Origin of the sequence: Saccharibacillus kuerlensis DSM 22868, assembly GCF_000378145.1 — a bacterium.
Classification (GTDB): domain Bacteria; phylum Bacillota; class Bacilli; order Paenibacillales; family Paenibacillaceae; genus Saccharibacillus; species Saccharibacillus kuerlensis.
This window is the reverse complement of sequence record NZ_KB899313.1, coordinates 13,469-32,155: the sequence shown is the minus strand read 5'-3', so window position 1 is coordinate 32,155 and position 18,687 is coordinate 13,469. Positions and strand designations below refer to the sequence as shown.

Annotated in this window: 21 protein-coding genes; 3 read left to right on the top strand and 18 right to left on the bottom strand. The window is 49.7% G+C overall.

The window, feature by feature from the left end; genetic code table 11:
• Positions 1-304: 304 nt before the first annotated feature.
• From arr to F456_RS23210, 10 genes are all read right to left on the bottom strand, one after another.
• The gene (gene arr / locus F456_RS0120565; protein ID WP_018978921.1) at positions 305-721 is read right to left on the bottom strand and encodes an NAD(+)--rifampin ADP-ribosyltransferase; all 417 of its coding nucleotides are present in this window, start codon (positions 719-721) and stop codon (positions 305-307) included.
• Between the two features lie 132 nt (positions 722-853).
• Positions 854-1,621, bottom strand: coding sequence for a metallophosphoesterase family protein (locus F456_RS0120560; RefSeq protein ID WP_018978920.1), 768 nt, complete (start codon positions 1,619-1,621; stop codon positions 854-856).
• Between the two features lie 57 nt (positions 1,622-1,678).
• Positions 1,679-1,852 carry a hypothetical protein gene (locus tag F456_RS24475; RefSeq protein ID WP_018978919.1) on the bottom strand — a complete coding sequence of 58 codons (174 nt, stop codon included), beginning with the start codon at positions 1,850-1,852 and terminating at the stop codon, positions 1,679-1,681.
• A gap of 359 nt (positions 1,853-2,211) precedes the next feature.
• Positions 2,212-4,419: an alpha-galactosidase gene (locus tag F456_RS0120550; RefSeq protein WP_018978918.1), complete on the bottom strand. Its 2,208-nt coding sequence runs from the start codon at positions 4,417-4,419 to the stop codon at positions 2,212-2,214.
• 249 nt (positions 4,420-4,668) lie between these two features.
• Positions 4,669-5,532 carry an SRPBCC domain-containing protein gene (locus F456_RS0120545; RefSeq protein WP_018978917.1) on the bottom strand — a complete coding sequence of 288 codons (864 nt, stop codon included), beginning with the start codon at positions 5,530-5,532 and terminating at the stop codon, positions 4,669-4,671.
• A 158-nt stretch (positions 5,533-5,690) separates the two neighbouring features.
• A complete protein-coding gene (locus tag F456_RS0120540) occupies positions 5,691-5,966 on the bottom strand; it encodes a hypothetical protein (RefSeq protein ID WP_018978916.1) in 276 nt (91 codons plus the stop codon).
• A gap of 303 nt (positions 5,967-6,269) precedes the next feature.
• Entirely contained in the window at positions 6,270-6,872 is a 603-nt protein-coding gene (locus F456_RS0120535; protein WP_018978915.1) for a cysteine peptidase family C39 domain-containing protein, read from the bottom strand.
• A gap of 190 nt (positions 6,873-7,062) precedes the next feature.
• Positions 7,063-8,043: a phosphotransferase enzyme family protein gene (locus tag F456_RS0120530; RefSeq protein ID WP_018978914.1), complete on the bottom strand. Its 981-nt coding sequence runs from the start codon at positions 8,041-8,043 to the stop codon at positions 7,063-7,065.
• A gap of 317 nt (positions 8,044-8,360) precedes the next feature.
• Positions 8,361-9,320, bottom strand: coding sequence for an alpha/beta hydrolase family protein (locus F456_RS0120525; RefSeq protein ID WP_018978913.1), 960 nt, complete (start codon positions 9,318-9,320; stop codon positions 8,361-8,363).
• 115 nt (positions 9,321-9,435) lie between these two features.
• A complete protein-coding gene (locus F456_RS23210; protein ID WP_018978912.1) occupies positions 9,436-10,356 on the bottom strand; it encodes an AraC family transcriptional regulator in 921 nt (306 codons plus the stop codon).
• A gap of 206 nt (positions 10,357-10,562) precedes the next feature.
• On the opposite strand from F456_RS23210, the gene F456_RS0120515 reads away from it, so the two are divergent.
• Positions 10,563-12,665, top strand: a complete 2,103-nt coding sequence (locus F456_RS0120515) for a methyl-accepting chemotaxis protein (RefSeq protein WP_018978911.1) — start codon at positions 10,563-10,565, stop codon at positions 12,663-12,665.
• A 152-nt stretch (positions 12,666-12,817) separates the two neighbouring features.
• Here F456_RS0120515 and F456_RS0120510 read toward each other — a convergent pair whose 3' ends face one another.
• From F456_RS0120510 to F456_RS0120500, 3 genes are all read right to left on the bottom strand, one after another.
• Positions 12,818-13,201 carry a hypothetical protein gene (locus F456_RS0120510; RefSeq protein WP_018978910.1) on the bottom strand — a complete coding sequence of 128 codons (384 nt, stop codon included), beginning with the start codon at positions 13,199-13,201 and terminating at the stop codon, positions 12,818-12,820.
• Positions 13,202-13,225: 24 nt separating this feature from the next.
• Positions 13,226-13,378: a hypothetical protein gene (locus tag F456_RS24470; protein ID WP_157060156.1), complete on the bottom strand. Its 153-nt coding sequence runs from the start codon at positions 13,376-13,378 to the stop codon at positions 13,226-13,228.
• Positions 13,379-13,695: 317 nt separating this feature from the next.
• Positions 13,696-14,142 carry a DinB family protein gene (locus tag F456_RS0120500; protein WP_018978908.1) on the bottom strand — a complete coding sequence of 149 codons (447 nt, stop codon included), beginning with the start codon at positions 14,140-14,142 and terminating at the stop codon, positions 13,696-13,698.
• Between the two features lie 163 nt (positions 14,143-14,305).
• Here F456_RS0120500 and F456_RS23205 point away from each other — a divergent pair, with 163 nt between their 5' ends.
• Together F456_RS23205 and F456_RS0120490 are read left to right on the top strand one after the other, a co-directional pair.
• A complete protein-coding gene (locus tag F456_RS23205) occupies positions 14,306-14,746 on the top strand; it encodes a MerR family transcriptional regulator (RefSeq protein WP_018978907.1) in 441 nt (146 codons plus the stop codon).
• Complete coding sequence (locus tag F456_RS0120490; RefSeq protein WP_018978906.1) at positions 14,743-15,507, top strand: SDR family oxidoreductase; 765 nt, start codon at positions 14,743-14,745, stop codon at positions 15,505-15,507. Before F456_RS23205 ends, F456_RS0120490 begins: the two co-directional genes overlap by 4 nt.
• A gap of 169 nt (positions 15,508-15,676) precedes the next feature.
• On the opposite strand, the gene F456_RS24465 is transcribed toward F456_RS0120490, so the two are convergent.
• From F456_RS24465 to F456_RS0120465, 5 genes are all read right to left on the bottom strand, one after another.
• On the bottom strand, positions 15,677-15,820 hold the full coding sequence (locus F456_RS24465) for a hypothetical protein (RefSeq protein WP_018978905.1): 144 nt from the start codon (positions 15,818-15,820) through the stop codon (positions 15,677-15,679).
• Between the two features lie 101 nt (positions 15,821-15,921).
• Positions 15,922-16,437 carry a DinB family protein gene (locus F456_RS0120480; protein WP_018978904.1) on the bottom strand — a complete coding sequence of 172 codons (516 nt, stop codon included), beginning with the start codon at positions 16,435-16,437 and terminating at the stop codon, positions 15,922-15,924.
• A 113-nt stretch (positions 16,438-16,550) separates the two neighbouring features.
• Positions 16,551-17,198, bottom strand: a complete 648-nt coding sequence (locus F456_RS0120475; RefSeq protein ID WP_018978903.1) for a FusB/FusC family EF-G-binding protein — start codon at positions 17,196-17,198, stop codon at positions 16,551-16,553.
• Between the two features lie 376 nt (positions 17,199-17,574).
• A complete protein-coding gene (locus F456_RS0120470) occupies positions 17,575-17,955 on the bottom strand; it encodes a VOC family protein (RefSeq protein ID WP_018978902.1) in 381 nt (126 codons plus the stop codon).
• Positions 17,956-17,994: 39 nt separating this feature from the next.
• Entirely contained in the window at positions 17,995-18,471 is a 477-nt protein-coding gene (locus F456_RS0120465; protein ID WP_018978901.1) for a GyrI-like domain-containing protein, read from the bottom strand.
• Between the last annotated feature and the right edge of the window lie 216 nt (positions 18,472-18,687).

Sequence of the window (18,687 nt, the reverse complement as noted above, 5' to 3'; positions counted from 1 at the left end):
GGAAGAGGAAATTCAGTGAAGGAGCGCCAGCGTTCGCCTTTGAAATCGAGAAAATTCCAATAAAATTTAATCCCTTTTCTCGATTTCAACACGCGACCGGAACGAATTTCCTCTGCAGCCTCCACGGATTCTCTACGGATGTGACTTTCTCGACAGCCTGAGCCTTGTTTAAAAGGCTTTATTCTTGAACATATTGACTTGTGTAAGCCAACTTCGATAACAATCTTTTCTTGTGGAGCATGGACTTTTCCATCATCATTAACTTTACATCCGCTAAATATATTGCAAATTGTATATTTACGGATTAATCGTATATTACAAATTTCCCTTCTTCACGTAACTTATTTATAGATGCAATCATATGATTTATTTGTTCATCGGAATGTCTTTCCCATGAAGCTAATTCAGCTATTATTTTCAATGCTGATTTAGACCTATAAGAACGTGTCGGGTTCCCAGGAAATTTTTTGTCAGTTACGTTCGGGTCATTTTCAAATTCACCTGATGGTTCTACAATATAAATTCTTTCTTTTGATTTGGATGCTGCTAATTCGGCACCCCATTTAGCAGCATCTAATGTTGCAGTAAAATATATATAGTTAGATTTTTTATCTTGGTAATTTGATATGTATTGCGGTTCTAACAAATCTCCAATTTTTAGTTCTGCTTTAGTACCATGAAAAAAAGGACCATTATCTAAGACATCTTTTTTGTCATTCATACTGATCCACCTCTTTTATATTTTTAGATTTGTATAATAACATTATAGTATCCGAATTGGAATAAATATACTATCCAATCTAGTCGATCACTTCCGCCCGGCAGATCATACCGGCGTGCAAACGGGTATTTATCATAGAAGCGCCCTTCCCGTTCTCAAAGCATAGGCGTAATCAGGGCGGCCATTCCGCTCAGCCAGTACGGCAGCCCTTTCCGAATCGTAAGCAGCTTCGATATGCTGAATACTCCATCTCCCGTCCGGTTCCCGACCAACAATCGCGTAATCGGCATGCGGAGACCCGGATTCCATTACGTGAGGAAAAGGAAGTTCGTCGTTATAAGCCGGCAGCCCAACACTCCCAACATTGACGATCATTTTGCCGCTTGGCAAAGTTTTCGTTTGAAAAACATGACTGTGGCCGCAAAATATATATGGATAAGTAAAAGCCTCCAGTTCGCTTTCCAATTCTTCCGGACTTTTAGCTTCGACTCCTTTTTCGCTCACTTTCTCTAACAGATACCGATCATTGGCTTCAGGCGTCCCATGACAGAAAAAAAGATTTTCGAAAATCTGGAACTTGGGGAAGGCGCCGATCCATTCCAGCATGGCTGAAGTCAACTTCGGCTTCACGAATGTGAAGGTCGCGGAATCAACCTGTTCTTGCAACAGAATCTCATCGCAATTGCCCATAAGGTGAACGATTCGAGAATCGTCCATCAGCAGTTCGACGGTTCCGATTGGATCGATTGGACCGAACAGGCTGTCTCCGAGATTCACAATGCGATCGATACCGCGTTTCGAAATATCTTCCAATACCGCTTGCAGCGCAGGAGCATTGCCATGAATGTCGGAAATGACCGCTGTATACGACGTCATAAAACTCTCCTTTACTTCTTTCATTGCTCGCCCTCCTCCATATACCCGTATATTATGTAATGATCCAATCATACAGAGTTTTCAAAGGCTGTGCCTGCTCCGTTTCTCTTCACGCAGCGTGCTGAACAGCCAGACCATTCCGAGCTGCGGCAGCATGAACAGAAAAACGTAAGCAACATATAGGATGCCCGTCCAAGCCCGCAAATTCATTGCCGATATTGGATTGAAGAATGACACGATCCACCTCAGCAGCATAGCAGGGCTCCTCGCTCAAAATTTTTGTTTTACGAAGACTCAATCAAAGAACTGTCGGTTCTTCAACATCCGAATTCAGCATCAGTGATCCGAAAGAGCAGCTTCGCAGCGCCTTTTCTTCATAAACAAAAAATTCCGCTAAAAAGTTGGTTTCCTCATTTTTTTGTTTTCAAGTACATGTCACAATCGGATGTAATCAGGTACACTTACTGAAAAGCGGCGGATTCAGCAGAGGATAGCAGATTGAATTTGCTTCTACAGTGTTCGGAATATACCTAAAACCTCCCTCTGGAATATAAAAAGAGCCTATGGTTTTAAACCAAAGGCTCTTTTTATATTCATACCGCTTCAACAACCACTTAAGCTTCCTTAATCACATACAGCACGCTCTGGAAATCTCCATGCAGCATCGGCAGCGATAATCCCATATACATCAGCTCGTCGCCTCCGTATACCGCACCGCTCTCACCTACGCCCACACGGCCTTCCACGGTGTACCGCTTGTTCGGATCGAGACCTTTCAGCTTCAGGCGGCGCAGCGGCGCATAAGGCTCGCTCAGCACCTGGAAGTAGGCGGCGAACGCCTGCGAACGGTCTTCGGATACGTAAGTCCAAGCCGTATCGTTGCCTTCGAACGGGCTCTTGATACGGTAGAATTCACCGAATTGGATCAGGTCACGCAGCTCCTTGTACTGCTGGACCTGCGCTTTGACTTCCGTCTTCTCTTCTTCGGTGAATTTGGTCAGATCCAGCTCATAGCCGAAGTTGCCGCTCATCGCCACATGTCCGCGCATCTCCAGCGGCGTCATGCGTCCCACCTGATGGTTCGGCACAGCCGACACGTGTGCGCCCATACTGCTCGCCGGGTACACCATGCTGGTGCCGTACTGGATCTTGAGACGTTCCACCGCGTCGCTGTCATCGCTTGTCCAGGTTTGCGGCATGTAATGAAGCATGCCCGGATCGAAACGTCCGCCGCCGCCCGAACAGCTCTCGAACAGCACATGCGGGAAGCGCGTTACGATGCGTTCCAATACGCTGTACAGACCCAGCATGTAACGGTGCGCCGTTTCGCGCTGGCGTTCCGATCCCAACAGTTCCGATCCGATCTCCGTCATGTTGCGGTTCATATCCCATTTGACGTAGGTGATCGGCGCGGATTCCAGCACTTTTGAGACGGAATCGACGATGTAATCGCAGACGTCCGCACGCGACAAATCCAGAATCAGCTGACGGCGAGCTTCCGTACGGCTGCGATTCGGCACATGCAGGCACCAGTCGGGATGAGCGCGGTAGAGTTCACTGTCCGGCGAGACCATCTCCGGCTCGAACCAGAGACCGAACTGCATGCCTGTTTCCGTAATCTCGTTGACCAGCTGAGCCAGACCTTCCGGCAGCTTGCGCTTGTCTTCGAACCAGTCTCCGAGCGAAGTTTTGTCATCGTCGCGTTTGCCGAACCAACCGTCGTCGAGTACGAACAGCTCAATGCCAAGTTCTTGGCCAGCTGCAGCGATTTCTTTGATCTTGCCCGCATTGAAGTCAAAATACGTCGCTTCCCAGTTGTTAACGAGTACCGGACGAGCTTTGTCACGGAACTGCCCGCGAATCAGACGGGTACGATACAGCTTGTGATACGTACGCGACATCCCACCAAGACCTTCTGACGAACGCACCATGACCGCTTCCGGCGTCTGGAAATGTTCGCCGGCTTCCAGTCTCCATTCAAAATCAAACGGCTGCAGACCGAGCTGTACCCGGGTCGTTCCGAACGGTTCCACTTCCGCTTGTCCAAGGAAGCTGCCGCTGTACACCAGACTGAAGCCGTAGACTTCACCGTGATCTTCGCCCGCATTCCTCTCAAGCAGAGCGATAAACGGATTCTGGCTGTGGCTGCTTGCTCCGCGCTTGCTGTCGATCCGTTGGATGCCCGGTACCAGCTCGCGTCTGTGAATATGACGTTCACGAATCCAGGAACCGGAGAGCTGCAGCATGTCGAACTCGCTGTGGTTGAAGTCGACACTGGCACTGAGTGCGCGGCCCAACGCAATCACGTCCTGGCCTTCGTTGATGAAGCGAACCGAACGGGTGATGGCATCGATCTCATGGAATACCGTATAGCTCAGCTCCGCGCGCAGACCGGTCAGCTCATCGCGCAGGTGAATCTGCAGTGTGTCCGCTTCAGCATCGTTCTCCACATAGGTCGCAGGCAGTCCTTCAAGCTCAGGCTTGCCGGAAATGATCTTATGGCGTTTGTACGCCAATCTGCTGACCGTCGATCCATCGGCGTAACGAGCTTCGAATGCCGGTTCGCGGAAATCGCCGCTGCCATACGCCGGATATTCCTGCGGCAGCGTGTCGAGCGATACGTGCATGGCTTCCGGGCTTAAGTTAGGACTGAACGAAGCGCGCTCGATCGAATGAATTCGTTTATCGAAGAGTTCCTGAGACAGCTTCGGTCCCCAGTATAGATGAGCGGGATGAGCAGATTCCACAAGCTGGATGATATAGCTGGACGCAGCCGATTGCAGGTGGAACGTTTGAGTTTTGGAATCGTGGAAAATAGGCAAAAGAAATCCTCCGTTTCGAGTGGGTTCATGTCACCATACAAGTCTTTTGTTAAAGCTTCATATCCTTATTATAGGAGAACGATGAACTCAATCCATATGTCAGGATGCATGATTCACATGTCATAATACCAGATGAATTTTATGGAAAAAGATTCTCTTTCGAATGTGCCTTCTACTCTCGACCCGCTGGTTTAAGAGCCCGGTTTAGACCGACACCCAGTAGAATATACTTCCAATTACTATCTCACCTCAGCCGACAACCCGCTCCAAATTGGCAAGCGTCGAAGCCAATGCCCCTTCATGCTCGCTTCGTCCGATTCCGCCAGGTACGTGCTCGCAGATCACCGTCACTTGGGTTCCTTCCCCGGCATCCTCGAATTTCCAGGTCAACTTCATCTCCCCGGCATAAGCGGGATCAGAGGAATCAAACGCAACCGCCTGCACGATACGCTCGCCGGGCACCAATTCCACGAATTTTCCTTCAACAATATCCGTATTGGAGGACGACTTGCCTTCGAATGATCCCGAAGTCCCCTTATGAGTCAGTACCATTCGATAAGAGCCGCCGGGCTGCGGTTCGAAGCGCTCTATACGGCCGCTCATTCCGGCAGGCGGAAGCCAGCGCACCAGGACGTCGGGATCGACAAAAGCCCAGTACAGCTTCTGCGGTGAAGCTTTTTTAATAAGACGTGAAGCGGTGTCTGTCCGGGTTCTCTGAATAGTCCGATTTCCCCGAACCGACTCGTTTGCGAACCCGTTCACCAATGCGGATGAACCGGGTGTGGTCTTGCTTGATCCGGAGAGATCGTTTTCCGTGTCCGCATTTGTATGTATCCCCTGATGCATGTTCTGCAGCTCCAACTGAGTCAACGGCCTAAGACCTTGGAACAGTCCTACTCCGGCCAAGATAGCACCGAGTATACGATATGCAGCGATTCCGCTCTGCTGAACCAGCCAGTACCTTGTGCCAGAGCCGTATCCTTCCCGATTTTTCGCAATCGAATCTGCCTGGGCCAGCCCTAATTCCGCACTTCGAAGAACGAGCAGGATGCCCACGATTCCAACCAGCAGCGAGACAATTCTGAGGGCAAACGACAGCGATGTTTTTTTCATCGTACACTCCTTTTTGAAAAAAACGGCTTTGATCCGCTTTTTCCCAAATTAGATACCCTGATCAAAATTACGCTAAAATATCGTGTCCCGAATCACCGATGCGGCAAATCGTCCGTATGCGCTCGCTTGTTTCGATATTTCCTCAAGCGATTCCTACTTCACTCACCTTGAATCCAAATCTTTCCTGCAAGCAGCACGCACAAAATCATAAGGGCGATCAGAATCATGAATAACCATCGATTTCCACGAAAACGTGTGGCATAAGCGCCAAAGAACACCGCAGCGGCCAATTTTGCACCAGCCTGTACATGCACGTTGAACGTACTGCTGCTGAACACAATTGCGGCCGCAAGCGCCGACACGATCAACACCTTATACCATAGAGGCTCTCTTAAAAACATGGCGTACAAACCTTTGAGCTGCTGAATGAACATTGAAATCTCCCCCTTAGGTCGCATGTTCCGTCAAAGCGCTTATCTTTAACGTTTCACAGAGATAAAATACGCGTACGCGAAAAAACGACGAAGGTTCCCACTGCATAAATCGTTTGTTTGTTCGTCAGTTTTCTTTTTCATGTGGTGCAGAGCTTGTGAATACCCTGTCGATCTGCGGACGATCGTAATTCAGAATCCAGCCGTTATACGTCTCGTAAATGCCGCTTATATAAAACTCTTTTGCTTGAAAAATAGCTGCCTTATACGATTATTCGATTCAACATGACGGTTCAATGTGGATGCTCAATCAGAGCGATCCTGTGCATGAACAACAATATAAGACTGTCTGTACAGCAGATTCGTCCGCCAGATCGACTCCAGTTCGGCGATCGGCAGCTTTCGATTATGGTTCGGTCCGTCGTCGTTAGCCTTATGTTCAAGCGACTCCGCCAGATAGAAATTTTCCCGATCGTAGCCGACAACCGGTACAAAATGCAAATGTCGTTTGTTCGGAATGGTTTTGATAAACAAAATAACCGGCACTCCGCGGCCGATCTGCCTTTTCAACGTCTCTGCATCTCCCTGATAAAAAGAGGCTTCGTAACCGAGTTGACGGAATAGGACAAGAATTCCTTTTGGGTCGACCGTACCGTCCAGCAGCTTGCGGGGGTAGCTCTTATACAGCTCGCTGCCGTCCGCTTCCATACCCAGATGCCGCAGCACGTAGGCGCTCGAGAAAGCGGCGCAGTCCCTCCGGCCTTGATAATCAATACGGTTTGAGCCCGGAATCATGTACGACTCCGGAATATCGCCGCCGCTTATCGGATCTTTCTGCGGCCAGGCACGGTAGCGGACGGCTGCAGCGGCCAGTACCGCACCTGCGGCCCACAGCGAAGCATTTTTCATCGTATCCCCCCCCTTTTCACGCATTTTATTCCGGCTTTACGACAAGCATTCCACGGTCGTTCTGCGATCTGTCCCCAGCACAACCTCTTCTCTATCTTCTACCTTACGCTTCACAATCAGCGGATCAAAGATTCTTTCATGCTCCGCCGTGTTCTTCCATGCTCTTTGATGCTCCGCCAAGCGCAGCGACTTAGAACCCGATTCGCTCCAGCATCGGCTCTCCCGCCAAAAACGGCCGGCAGTATTCCGAGCACAGAATCGGCATCTTCTCCCGCATCCAATCGTGCATCTGCTCATTGCCAAATTGAAAGACATAATAGCCGATAATTGCCGCCAGCATAAACCCGTCGATCTCGCGTAGATGTTCATCCGTCCAGCCTTGTTCTCCGTAATACGCTTTCAAGAAAATCTCGCGTTTGTCTGCCGGCAGCACCATAAGCGCCATCGCCGTATCGGTCAGCGTATAGCCTCTGCCATAGAAGCCAAAGTCGATCAACCTGATGTCGCCATCCGACGTGAGAATCGTATTGCCAAGACCGATATCGCCATGGATTAGGTCCATACCGTCTTCACCGCCGCGGTCCTTCAGCCGTTCATTCACCAGACGCAGCGTTTCTTCCACCGTATCTGCGTCCGCCGCCGTGAACAGTCCTTTCTCTACTCCGGAACGAATCACGCCAGCCATCTTGTCGTTATAAGCTCTCCCTTGATGCGGCCGCGCTTCGATGCCCAGAGGCTCGTACTGCCGGAAAAAAGCATGCAGCTCCGCAAGCTGTTCGCCCAGTTTGCGGATAATTTCGATATTCGGCAGATCGTTCTTGACCAGATCGCGTCCATCCAGCCAGGTGAGCAGTGAAGCATTGAGCTTCCGGCCGCCCATCTCGAATACAGTGACCAGTTCGCCCTCCCGGCTGCGTATAGGAACCTGCACGTCCCGATCTCTCCACTGGCCCCACTGCTCCAGCATAGCCAATTCCGCGACGATTCCTTCATAACGGTGCTGAGGACCTTGCATTTCCGGTACAAAAGGATCGTGGATGCGCAGCAGATAATTCCTGCCGCTTTTTTCCTGCACCCGATATGTTCGGTTCTCGTTATGCCGCAAAAAAATCGGCTTCGGTTGATTTAGGTCGTATCGATTCAATAAATCTGTAAGCTGCTCGTTATTCATAAACTTCTCCTAACCATTCTTGATTTCCGTTTGTATACATAGCCTAACGCATCATGGATTTTAATCCGGACCCGAGTCGACTCGTATTTATTCCTTACTGCATCCTATCTTTTCTATTACCCTTGAACAGCTGCGATTCCTTATTTCAGCATAATAGGCATTTCGTCTTTGCAGCAAAAAGGTCAAAAATCCATCTCCTCTAATAAACGTCTGAACGCTCAAAACCGTCTTCCAAACTACACAAAAAAAGACCGCTCCGAAGAGCGGCCTTGCGCGCGGGGGCGCGGAATTTTCCGGCTGAGCCGGAGACATTCAAATTAGTTCTGACGGTTGTTTTGATTGTTCAAGAAATTCACCGTACGCTTGATCGCTTGTTCCAGCGGTTTGCCGCTGAGTACATGCTCGCCGTCTTTAACCGATACCAGCTTGGTGTTTTTGCTGTACACTTCTTGGTATCTTTCCGAGTAGCTCATTGGAACGACAGCGTCTTTTTCGCCATGAACGATAAAGGCAGATCCTGTGTACTGCGATGCAATACCGTAGATGTCCAATCCGATTGCATCTTCAAACCATTTTTTGCCGAATGTGAACATTCCGCCGAAGACCGAAACTTCATCCGGAAGATTGTTGACGTCAACCTTTGTACCGAAAAAGTCGCCTCTTTCCGCATCATCAACAAGAATCGCTGCCGGCGCCCACAGAGCAATGCTGTGAATATCATTCGGTCTTTCTCCGGCTACCAGGCTGGTTGCCGCGCCGCCCATGCTGTAACCAACCAGGTTAATGCGGCTTTGATCCACATAACTCAACGTTTTTACATAGTCGATGATTGCATGAAGATCTTCTTTTTCCGATTTGATCGAGTTATTGATCAGCGTGCCGCCGCTCTCACCGTATCCATTGAAATCAAAACGTACAGTGACAAAGCCTTTTTGCTTCAAAGCGTCAGTCATCGAAGTGAACATTCCCTGCTGGTTGCGGTCGCCGAATACGCCGTGCGACAAAATGACAACCGGGTAGGTTTGTCCCTCTTGGTAAGAGTCAGGCAGACGAACGGATCCACGCAGCGTAACTCCATTAGAACCTGGATATTCGAATGCAATATCTCCTTCTACCAACAAGGAGCTTCCCGTATTCCCAGAGATTGTCTCGTGAGTGGATTCACCTTCTTGAACAGCTGCGGACGCAGTGCGCGCACTTTCATTAGGTGCTACTACTGCTCCTGCTGCGGTAAAAGCAAGTACCGCAGACAAAGAAACTAACATTTTTTTGTACATGATTCTTTCCCCCTAGGAATAAAAGACTATTTTGCCTGTTTTCGTCGGTGTTTATCCGTCTTATTGACTAGGCATGTTTTTATTGTATCAGGGATTTCTATTTTGAAACGGTCAATTATTCACCTAAACCAAGGCGTTTCTTGGCTGATTCGTGATTTGTGTCGGATAGACCTTGCGAACTAGGTCTTTTGGTCTTACGATACAGATCTGGAGATATCGTATACACTTCCTTAAAAACACGATTAAAGGACTTTACATTGGGAAATCCATTTTCGTAAGAAATTTGAACGATTGGACGATCCGTATGGATCAATTCCCGGTAAGCCTTCTCCAGGCGAACGGTATGGATGTATTGAAGAATCGTCATACCTATATGTTTACGGAAGAAGCGGCACAGATACGCCTCTGTAAATCCAAAATGACGGGAAATTCCTTTGACAGACAACGGTTCTCTATAATTTCTTTCAATAAACGTCGTAATGTTGGTCAGCATGTCCAAGTGCCTCTGCGATTGAATTTCGTTGTTTTGCCGCTTCTTGTAAGCAAAATCTCCAAACATTATGTAGAGAAGATCGTAAGACAATGCCATAATCCGAAGCCTATCCAAAGAGTTCCCCTGAGGTTCTCTGCATAACGCGACAAAAGCGTCCAGCTTTTCTCGAAGCAATTGGAATTTCATCAAGCGAGCTTCGTCCGTTTCTCCAATGGAAATGCATCGAAAGATCATTCCGTCGATCTCCGGACAGTTCTGCTTCAAAAAATCATAGGAGATGATAACGGTGAACGCCGAGGAGTCTGGACTGACATCCGCAAGAAAAGAATGCACCTCATTCGGATTGATGACAACGATATCCCCTGGCCCAGTCCTATAAATTGAACCATCCACATAAATCTCATCGATCCTACCTGACAACGTATAAGAGATTTCTAAGCTTTCATGCCAATGTCTGGGGATAAATCGATGCCCTTCTTCTACGGGATGCAAAATCAACTTAACCGGCAGATCGTGGTCAAAAGCAACAAACTCATATTTCATATCTCGCCCTCATTCTAATCATTAAATATTTATAGCTTACACTACTATTCTTATCGGTTAAGGACTCAAAATCTTGTAATCCATACTTTTTAACTGTAAAAACATACAAATTAGATAGTTAGCTATACAAATTAGAAACAAATATTCCGAAGTAATTCAAGTGACAACTGAAGTCTTATACAACATTTTCATCAGGGGGAAACAATATGTTACGCAGCAAGACTACTACACCGACATCAACACCGACTCATGAAAAAGAAATGTCTAAGCTCGGAAATCCGATTCAGCGATTCTGGGGAGCAGGCCGGCATTCACTTAGACAGATCCGCACTCTGCTGATCGCCGCATTTTTGTTAGTTCTGCTCGTTCCAAGTCTGACAATCGGTTACTTCTCCTATCAGAGTGCCGAACGTGAAGTTGAACATAAGATTACGAATGGCGTTCTGTCCAACGTCTCACTTGTACGCAGTATCCTTCATGCCCAGACTAGCAGCGCCATGAGCAATCTAAACTTGCTGGCCTCCGATTTGAGTTCGACTACACTGAGCAGCAGCCAAATTCAACAGAAGCTGGATGCTTATACGACTGCTCATCCCGAATTGGGCGAAATCATTTGGGCTGACGGCAGCGGTCGTTATCTGGTATCTCCTCAAGTGGAATCTCCAGATTTCAAACCTGCGGAGGCTGAGTGGTACATACGTGCAACAGCAAACCCGGGTCAACCTGTGATTGCGGAAACTAGCGAACCTTCCCTGGCCGGACCACTGGTATTTAACATTTCCCGTACATTGGACGGTGGACAGGGTGTATTGAATTTCAGCCTGAATATCGACAAGCTAAGGGAATCCATTTCTGACACCAAGATTGGTGATGCAGGTGTTGTGACCATAACCGATTCAACAGGCCTTATTGTGACGGGAGCAGGCCCCTTGTTCGATATGGGCACGCTAGTAAGCGGTGCTCCTTATGAAGCGAGCGGCGCTCCTGTTCCCTCCTTTGCTCCGAAGGACGAAAGATACAGTGATATTACCAAATTTGCCATGGTCGCGCCGGGATTCACCTTGGACGGCTATACGCTGCAGGAGCCGATAACAGGTTGGACGATTACCGCTACGCTGTCCACTACCGATTATGCCACCGCTGCCAAACCGATTATGGAAACTGTGCTGTGGGTCCTCCTCATTTCCTTTGTTGGAGTAGGCATTCTGGTATTCTTCGTCATACTGGCTTTCTCTCGTCCAATGAAGAAGCTTCAGCAGGGCATGGACGCGATCCGGAAGGGCGACCTCTCCAACAATGTGGAAGTGAAAGGCCAGAACGAGTTTGCTGTGCTGGCAGTCGGCTTCAACGAGATGACTACGGCGCTGCGCACCATGGTTACAGAACTGAACGGCGCTTCTTCCAAGCTGACCTTCTCCTCGGAAACGATCAAGGAGAGCACGGAGCAAATGGCCCAGTCGCTGGAACACGTATCTGTCATTATTCAAGAAACAGCGGAGACTGCAAACGTGGGCGCCGAAGCTTCGCAGCAGGCAGCGAACGCTGTTGAAGAAATGGCGAAGGGCGTGCTCTCTATTGCTGAGTCGGCCAATACCATTGTCGGATCGGCCGAACTGACAGCCAAGCATGTCGAACAGGGCAGTGAGAGCCTTGGCAGTGTAAGCGGTCAGATGAACCGGATTCTGGAAGCCGTAGCCGAATCGACGGAGATCGTCGATCAGCTTGCCAATCTGTCCAGTGAAGCCAAGAAGATGAACGAAGCGATTACGGAAATTGCCAGTCAGACCAACCTGCTGTCGCTGAACGCTTCCATCGAAGCTTCACGTGCCGGAGACCAGGGACGAGGCTTTGCCGTCGTTGCCGGAGAAGTCGGTAAGTTGGCCGAACAATCCAAACGCACAGCAGACGGTATTCGGGCAACGATCGAGCAGATGAACACGCTGATCGTTCGCTCCAATGAAACGATGAACGGCAATGTTCGCAGCCAAGTAAACGAAGGGCTCCGTCTGAGCGGCGAAGCAGCTTCGGTCTTCACCAACATCCAGCAGTCCGCAAGTGTGATCAGCGAACAGATTCAAGACATTTCTGCTGTCGCTGAACAGATTACGGCTGGAACCCAGGAAGCTTCCGCTTCTGTCCAGGATATGTCCCGAATTTCCGACCAATCTGCGGACGGTGCTCAGACAACCTCTGCAGCCGTCGAAGAGCAGTTGGCTTCGATTCAGGGAATCGCTCACTCTTCGAACGAACTGTCCAGTATGGCCGGTCAGCTGCAGGAGATTGTACAGCGCTTTAAGCTGAACGCTTAATTCCCGCCTTATCATCTTAAGACAAAAGGCTGTGAAGCCGCTCTATGGAGCAGCTTCACAGCCTCAAATGAATCAAAAAGAAACCGGGTTCCTCAAAAGGGAACCCGGTTTCTTTTTCATAACCCAAGACATCCAAAACAAGCGCAGTCCGATTAACCCAGAGCAACTCCAAGACTTGTGAGCAGCATCAACCCTGATACCGGCGCCCAGATTCTTCGCTCCCAGACGCTTCGCGTCATCAGGTTCATAATTGTTGCGACGACCGAGAAGGCCACTGCGAACCAGATCGCCTTGTCCGCAAAAGCCGACCATCCGGTCAGCACTTGGTCGGCTCTGCTCAGTACAATCAGGCCAACACCGATCAAAATAACAATCTGTACAAGGCAGGCAATCCTCATCTGCAGCGGATATTTGCCGGGGAATTTGCCGCCCATCGCATATTCACCCCAAGGTGCGCCGAGAGCCAAGGCAGCTTGAAAAATGACAACAACTGCAATTAAGAACGCAAATCCCCATGCCAACATCGATACGATCATAACAGCTCCTCTCTAAACTTTTGATCAGCGCCGCTTCAGTCCCAGTCGTCCAGCAGACGCCCAATATCGTGCCACTGACCGTATAATCCAGCAGCATTGGGCGGTCTGTCCGTGTTCCTGCAGCCACCTCCTTAGTTCTTCTCGCGTATGTACTGTGAGTTGATTTTCGATGTTCATGGCTCAATCCCTTCTCTCTACGGAAATTATCTATACGCTGTGCGCAAAAAGCCGGCTTCTCCATAAGGAGAAAGGCCGGCTTCGGCTGATGCCGCTCTTAATCAAACGGCTGTAACAGGCTCCTGATACCAGAACATTTGCGGCAGAACATGCAGAAACCCTTCTTGTTGGTCGACGTCATCCGTCCTTCGGGAAAAGGCACCAAGTACGGCTTCAACGAGTCCAGGTAATTCTGAATTTCCTGCGCTTCTTCATTCCTGCCCATCTGCTCCAGCAGCTGCTTTTGTTCAAGCTTCGCGGGCTCCATGCCGGATCGTTCAGCGGGCGAACAAAATATAATCCACGCCGACCGGATCGTGACCGCTTTCCCGAAGCAGCAGGTTAATCTGTCCTCTATGGTACTGGCCGTGCAGCGCCACATGCGTCAAAATGTCGCGAGCTGAATTTGTGAACCGCACGCCTTTGCTGTTGGCATAGGCAATGAGTCGATCCGGGTCTGCTTCGGCCGTCTCGGCGAAAAAGGCGTCGAAACCTTCCGCGTTCCGCTGCATAAGCTCCGCGCAGAACGCAAGATCACGGTCCGCCCAGATCGGCAGTCCCGAGCTGTCTTTTCCGCGAAGCCGAGTCAGCCATACCTGCTCGGCGTGCAGCGTATGAGAAAACAGGCTCAGCGGCCTGCCGCCGACTTCCGCCTGCTGCAGCGTGTCCAAAATCGTCCGATTCGCCCAATCGAGGTGCTCGAACATGCTTTGAATCGTTTTCATTTTTCCCGCCTCCTTTTTAGAATTATCTGTTCTCTGCGCATCCCTGCAAATCCTTTTATGTCCTCTCAAAAATTCTTTCTCGATTCGCGCTTGACTTAAACCCCGGTTTAAGACCTATCATAAGCTTGTCGACAGAAAAAGTTCGGGCTTGGAGGCCTCCATCATGAAAAACACATCCATCAGCGAAGCGGCGGCGCATTTCGGCGTTCCGGAATCGACGCTGCGCTACTACGAGAAAAAAGGACTGCTTCCGCATCTGCGAAGGGACGGAGCGGGACGGCGGATATTCTCGGAATTCCATATGACGCTGCTCCAGGTCATCTTGAATCTTAAGCGCACGAACATGCCGCTGGATTCCATCCGGCAGTATGTGGTCTGGGTCGTCGAAGGCGAGGACACGACCGGGCTTCGGCTCGACATGCTGCTGAAGCACAGGCAGTCGGTGCTTGGCGAGATCGCCGGCATGCAGCAGGCACTGGACGGCATCGATATCAAGATTGGCCGCTACGAAGAACGCATAGAAAATCGGGAAAAGGGCGCATTCGAACAAGACGATGACCCTCGGAGCCGCGATCAAAATCATAGAAAAGAGGTTCGCTTATGAAACGATTGACTGGAAATACGATTCTGATTACCGGCGGAGGTTCGGGAATCGGGCTGGCTTTTGCGGAACGATTTACAAAATTGGGCAATACGGTCATCGTCTGCGGACGGCGGGAAGACGTGCTGAAGGAAGCGCAGAATAAAGTTCCCGGACTGATTACGCGCGTAAGCGACGTAGCCGTCGAAGCGGACCGCCTCGATCTGTTCAAGTGGGTCACATCCAATTATCCGGACGTGAACGTGCTGGTAAACAATGCGGGCATGCAGCAGCGGTTCAACCTGCTGAAGACGGACGCGCAGGCCGACTGGCAGCGGTATGGACGCGAGATCACGACCAATATCGACGCTCCGCTGCATCTCTGCATGCTGTTCGCGCCGCATTTTACGAACAAGGAATATGCGGCGATTCTCAACGTGACCTCCGGATTGGCTTTCACGCCGTTCGCGATCGCGCCGATCTACTCGGCGACGAAGGCGGCGCTGCATTCCTTCACGGTGAGCCTGCGGCATCAGCTGTCGGAGACGTCGGTCGAAGTAATCGAAATCGCTCCTCCGGCGGTCAACACGGATCTCGGCGGCGCGGGCCTGCATACGAACGGCGAACCGCTGGACGAATTTGCGGACGGGATCTTCAAAGGGCTGGAGCAGGGCCTGCCGGAGATCGGCTACGGCACTTCCGCAGGTCGTTTGCGTATGTCCCGCGACGACGTGGACAAATACACGGAGCAGATGTATCAGGCGACGAAGGGCATGATCGAGTAACGCGGAAAGCGGACTTGCAGAGAAAGAAAAAAGGCTCGCCTTATGGGCGGGCCTTTTAGGATTTCCCTGACGAGCGAAGCGCCTTATCCTTCAAACGAGAGCCAAGGCAGCTTGAAAAATGACAACAATTGCAATCAAGAACGCAAATCCCCATGCAACATCGATACGATCATAACAGCTCCTCTCTTACACTTGTGATCAGCGCCGCTTCAGACCCAGTCGTCCAGCAGCATTGGGCAGTTTGTCCGCGTTCCTGCAGCCACCTCCTCAATTCTTCTCGCGTATGTACAGCGAGTTGATTTTCGATGTTCATGGCTCAATCCCTTCTCTCTACTGAAGTTATCTATACACTGTGCACAAAAAGCCGGCTTCTCCGTAAGGAGAAGGGCCGGCTTCGGCTGATGCCGCTCTTAATCAGACGGCTGTAACAGGCTCCTGATACCAGAACATCGCATAATCGGTCATTACGGACGCATGGCCCAGCTGACGCAGCATCGTGGAAATATTGCCTCTGTGATACGTTCCGTGATTAACAACATGCATCAGAATATCCGAACGGCGGATCTCACGAACACCCGCATACGGATTATCCAGCAGCAGAGGCTGCTCAAGATCGTGCTGGCTCCGGAACCACTCTTCGTATTCGCCGGACAACCCGGCGAACAGATCCGCGTATTCGTCGACGGAATCCAGCACCCGGCTGTTCAGCGGCATGCAGTTCTGCATCGCTTCCGGCATAGCGCTCTCCTGCAGTACCAGCAGCCACATTTGATCGACGGCATGAATATGACTGAGTGCATGGGCAATCGTCGGATATGAACTGTTGACCTCTTCGGCAAGTATCGACTCTGGAAGTTCACTGATTCTTTCCAAAATCGTACGGTTGGCCCAACTGTGATAACCGAGCATGCTTTCGAGATGATTGTTCATGGATATTCGCTCCTTTTTGATGAATCTCGAGTGAGTGATTGGATCTGTTCTCAGTATAAAAAAAGAAGTATGACAGCAGTCTGTCATACTTCTTTGCGAATGTGATTTATATTTTATTTTCCCACCGACAGCAGGAATTTCTCCAGCGCCGAAGGATCAGTCATACTATGATTGCAGGCTTCGTCATCCATACAGACATACTGTCCGACAGAAGAAAAGTTATCCGGCGAACTGCCTTTCAGCTTCACATTGAAAAATCCAAGTTCCTGATGCCTATTGCAGAACATGCAAAAACCCTTCTTATTGGTCGACGTAATTCGTCCTTCGACGCCAATCCACCGATCTTCGTGCCGATACACGATATACAGCCGATTTGTCGCGGTATCGATCCATCTGAGATACGTCATATGCGCGTAGTCCAGACGTTCAAGATCCGGCAGCTTGAGCTTTTTCGCTTTGGGAAACAGCTTTTGGGCCTGATTCGCCGTCACTTCGGGAAAAGGCACCAAATACGGCTCCAACGAGTCCAGGTAATTCTGGATTTCCTGCGCTTCTTCATTCCTGCCCATCTGCTCCAGCAGCTGCTTCTGTTCAGACGTCAGACCGTCGAAAGCTTCCATCGCTTTGGCAACCGCCGTATCTCGAACCGTGTCCAGCACGTTACGATCGGCGACGCTGCGCAGCGTTTTCAGCAGGAAGTTGGCCTGTTTCTTAATGGTGTTCAATTGATGGTTATGAATAAACGGTGTTTGCGTATGCATAGCTTTCAGCCCCTTATTTTTTGATTGGCCAAACGATAAGGTGCGAAGCCTTCAGAGTAAAACGTGCATAGTCATTCGGTGCTGTACAGCCGGTCTTAAAACCGCTTCTTACCAACACGGCGGGGACGATCGAGTTCAACTCATTCTCGCTTCCGCCCTACACAAAGTCCGCCCCTGTTCAGGCTTCGCGTAAGGCTGTTCTGATAAACGAGCAATCCGGTGCGATCCACATTGCCACGGTATAACCCCCAGTACTAATGGTATACGGAAAGTATATCAGCTGCTCGCAGGCGCTGCAATTAGGGGTAGCAATCAGGGCGCAGCAGTCGGAGCGCGGCTGCCAGGCGGCGAACTGCGAATATATCAGGCGGAGCGGTCAACTGAAGCAGGTACAGATTGCGATGATATTCCCGTCGAGGTCTTTGAATGTAAACTCAGACAAATCCGGAAAATGCTGAATCTCGCTTACAATCTCCGCCCCAAGTTCCGTCACATGATCATAAGCCGCTTGAATATCCGAAGCGCTCAAATTAAACAGCGGATGGTTCAGAGGGCGGAGCTCATATCCGTCGTCAAAGCCATGATCATCCAGCGTCAGACCCGGTCGGCCTTCCCCCATATCAAATGTATAAATAGGGCTACGCACTTCCCCTGTGACTGCTGCACCAAGCAGCCGGCCATACCACTCAACCGCCCGTTCCAAATTCGTTACATGAACAAATATTGTATCTACGCGATTTGCGATCGGACTATTCACTTGTCATCAGCCTCCAAGCCAGTATGGATACTTTTTATTTCATCTCAATGCGACAAACATATCGATTTCATTCTGTTCGCTTTCCGGTTGATACCGCTCATCCCATACTTCAAAATCGTATCCTTTGGGTTCGCTTCCGCGGCTTCTGATCCACTCTCCATACAGAGAATCGTATGTCTGGCCAATATCTGCTTCCAGTCCTTTGTGGGTGCAGGTCGCATATTTGCTTTCCGGTATGGAATGTCGAATCATTCCTTCCGGAACAACGCTCTCATCCGTCACTTCATACCCCATGATCTGTGTAAAGCGATCTTTCACGGGATCAAAGCCGGGCTTCATTGGATAGATTTGGATCATGATCACTTTCTCGTTCTTCCGGTTCGGAATTTCATTCATTTTCGATTTCAGAGAATGATAGGTGTCTTTGGCCAATCCGGCATTGAACTCCTCAAGATTTCCTTCGATCTTCAATCCGACTACGGCAAACTCCGGCAGTACCACTTCTTTGGCTTCCATGAATTCATCTCCCCGGTTTTATTCGTTTTTTGATGCTTTGATCCGCTTACGGGTGTCGACATATGTATGTAGTTACCAATCGTAAGTTTAATCATGATGCAGTGAGGTATCGATGCAGGAAATCCCAATCTTCTCCAGTTTATCAAATCTATCTGAAAGTGGAAATATGTAAAAATAACCCTAATACAGAGGTGGAACTGTCACTGGATATGCTCT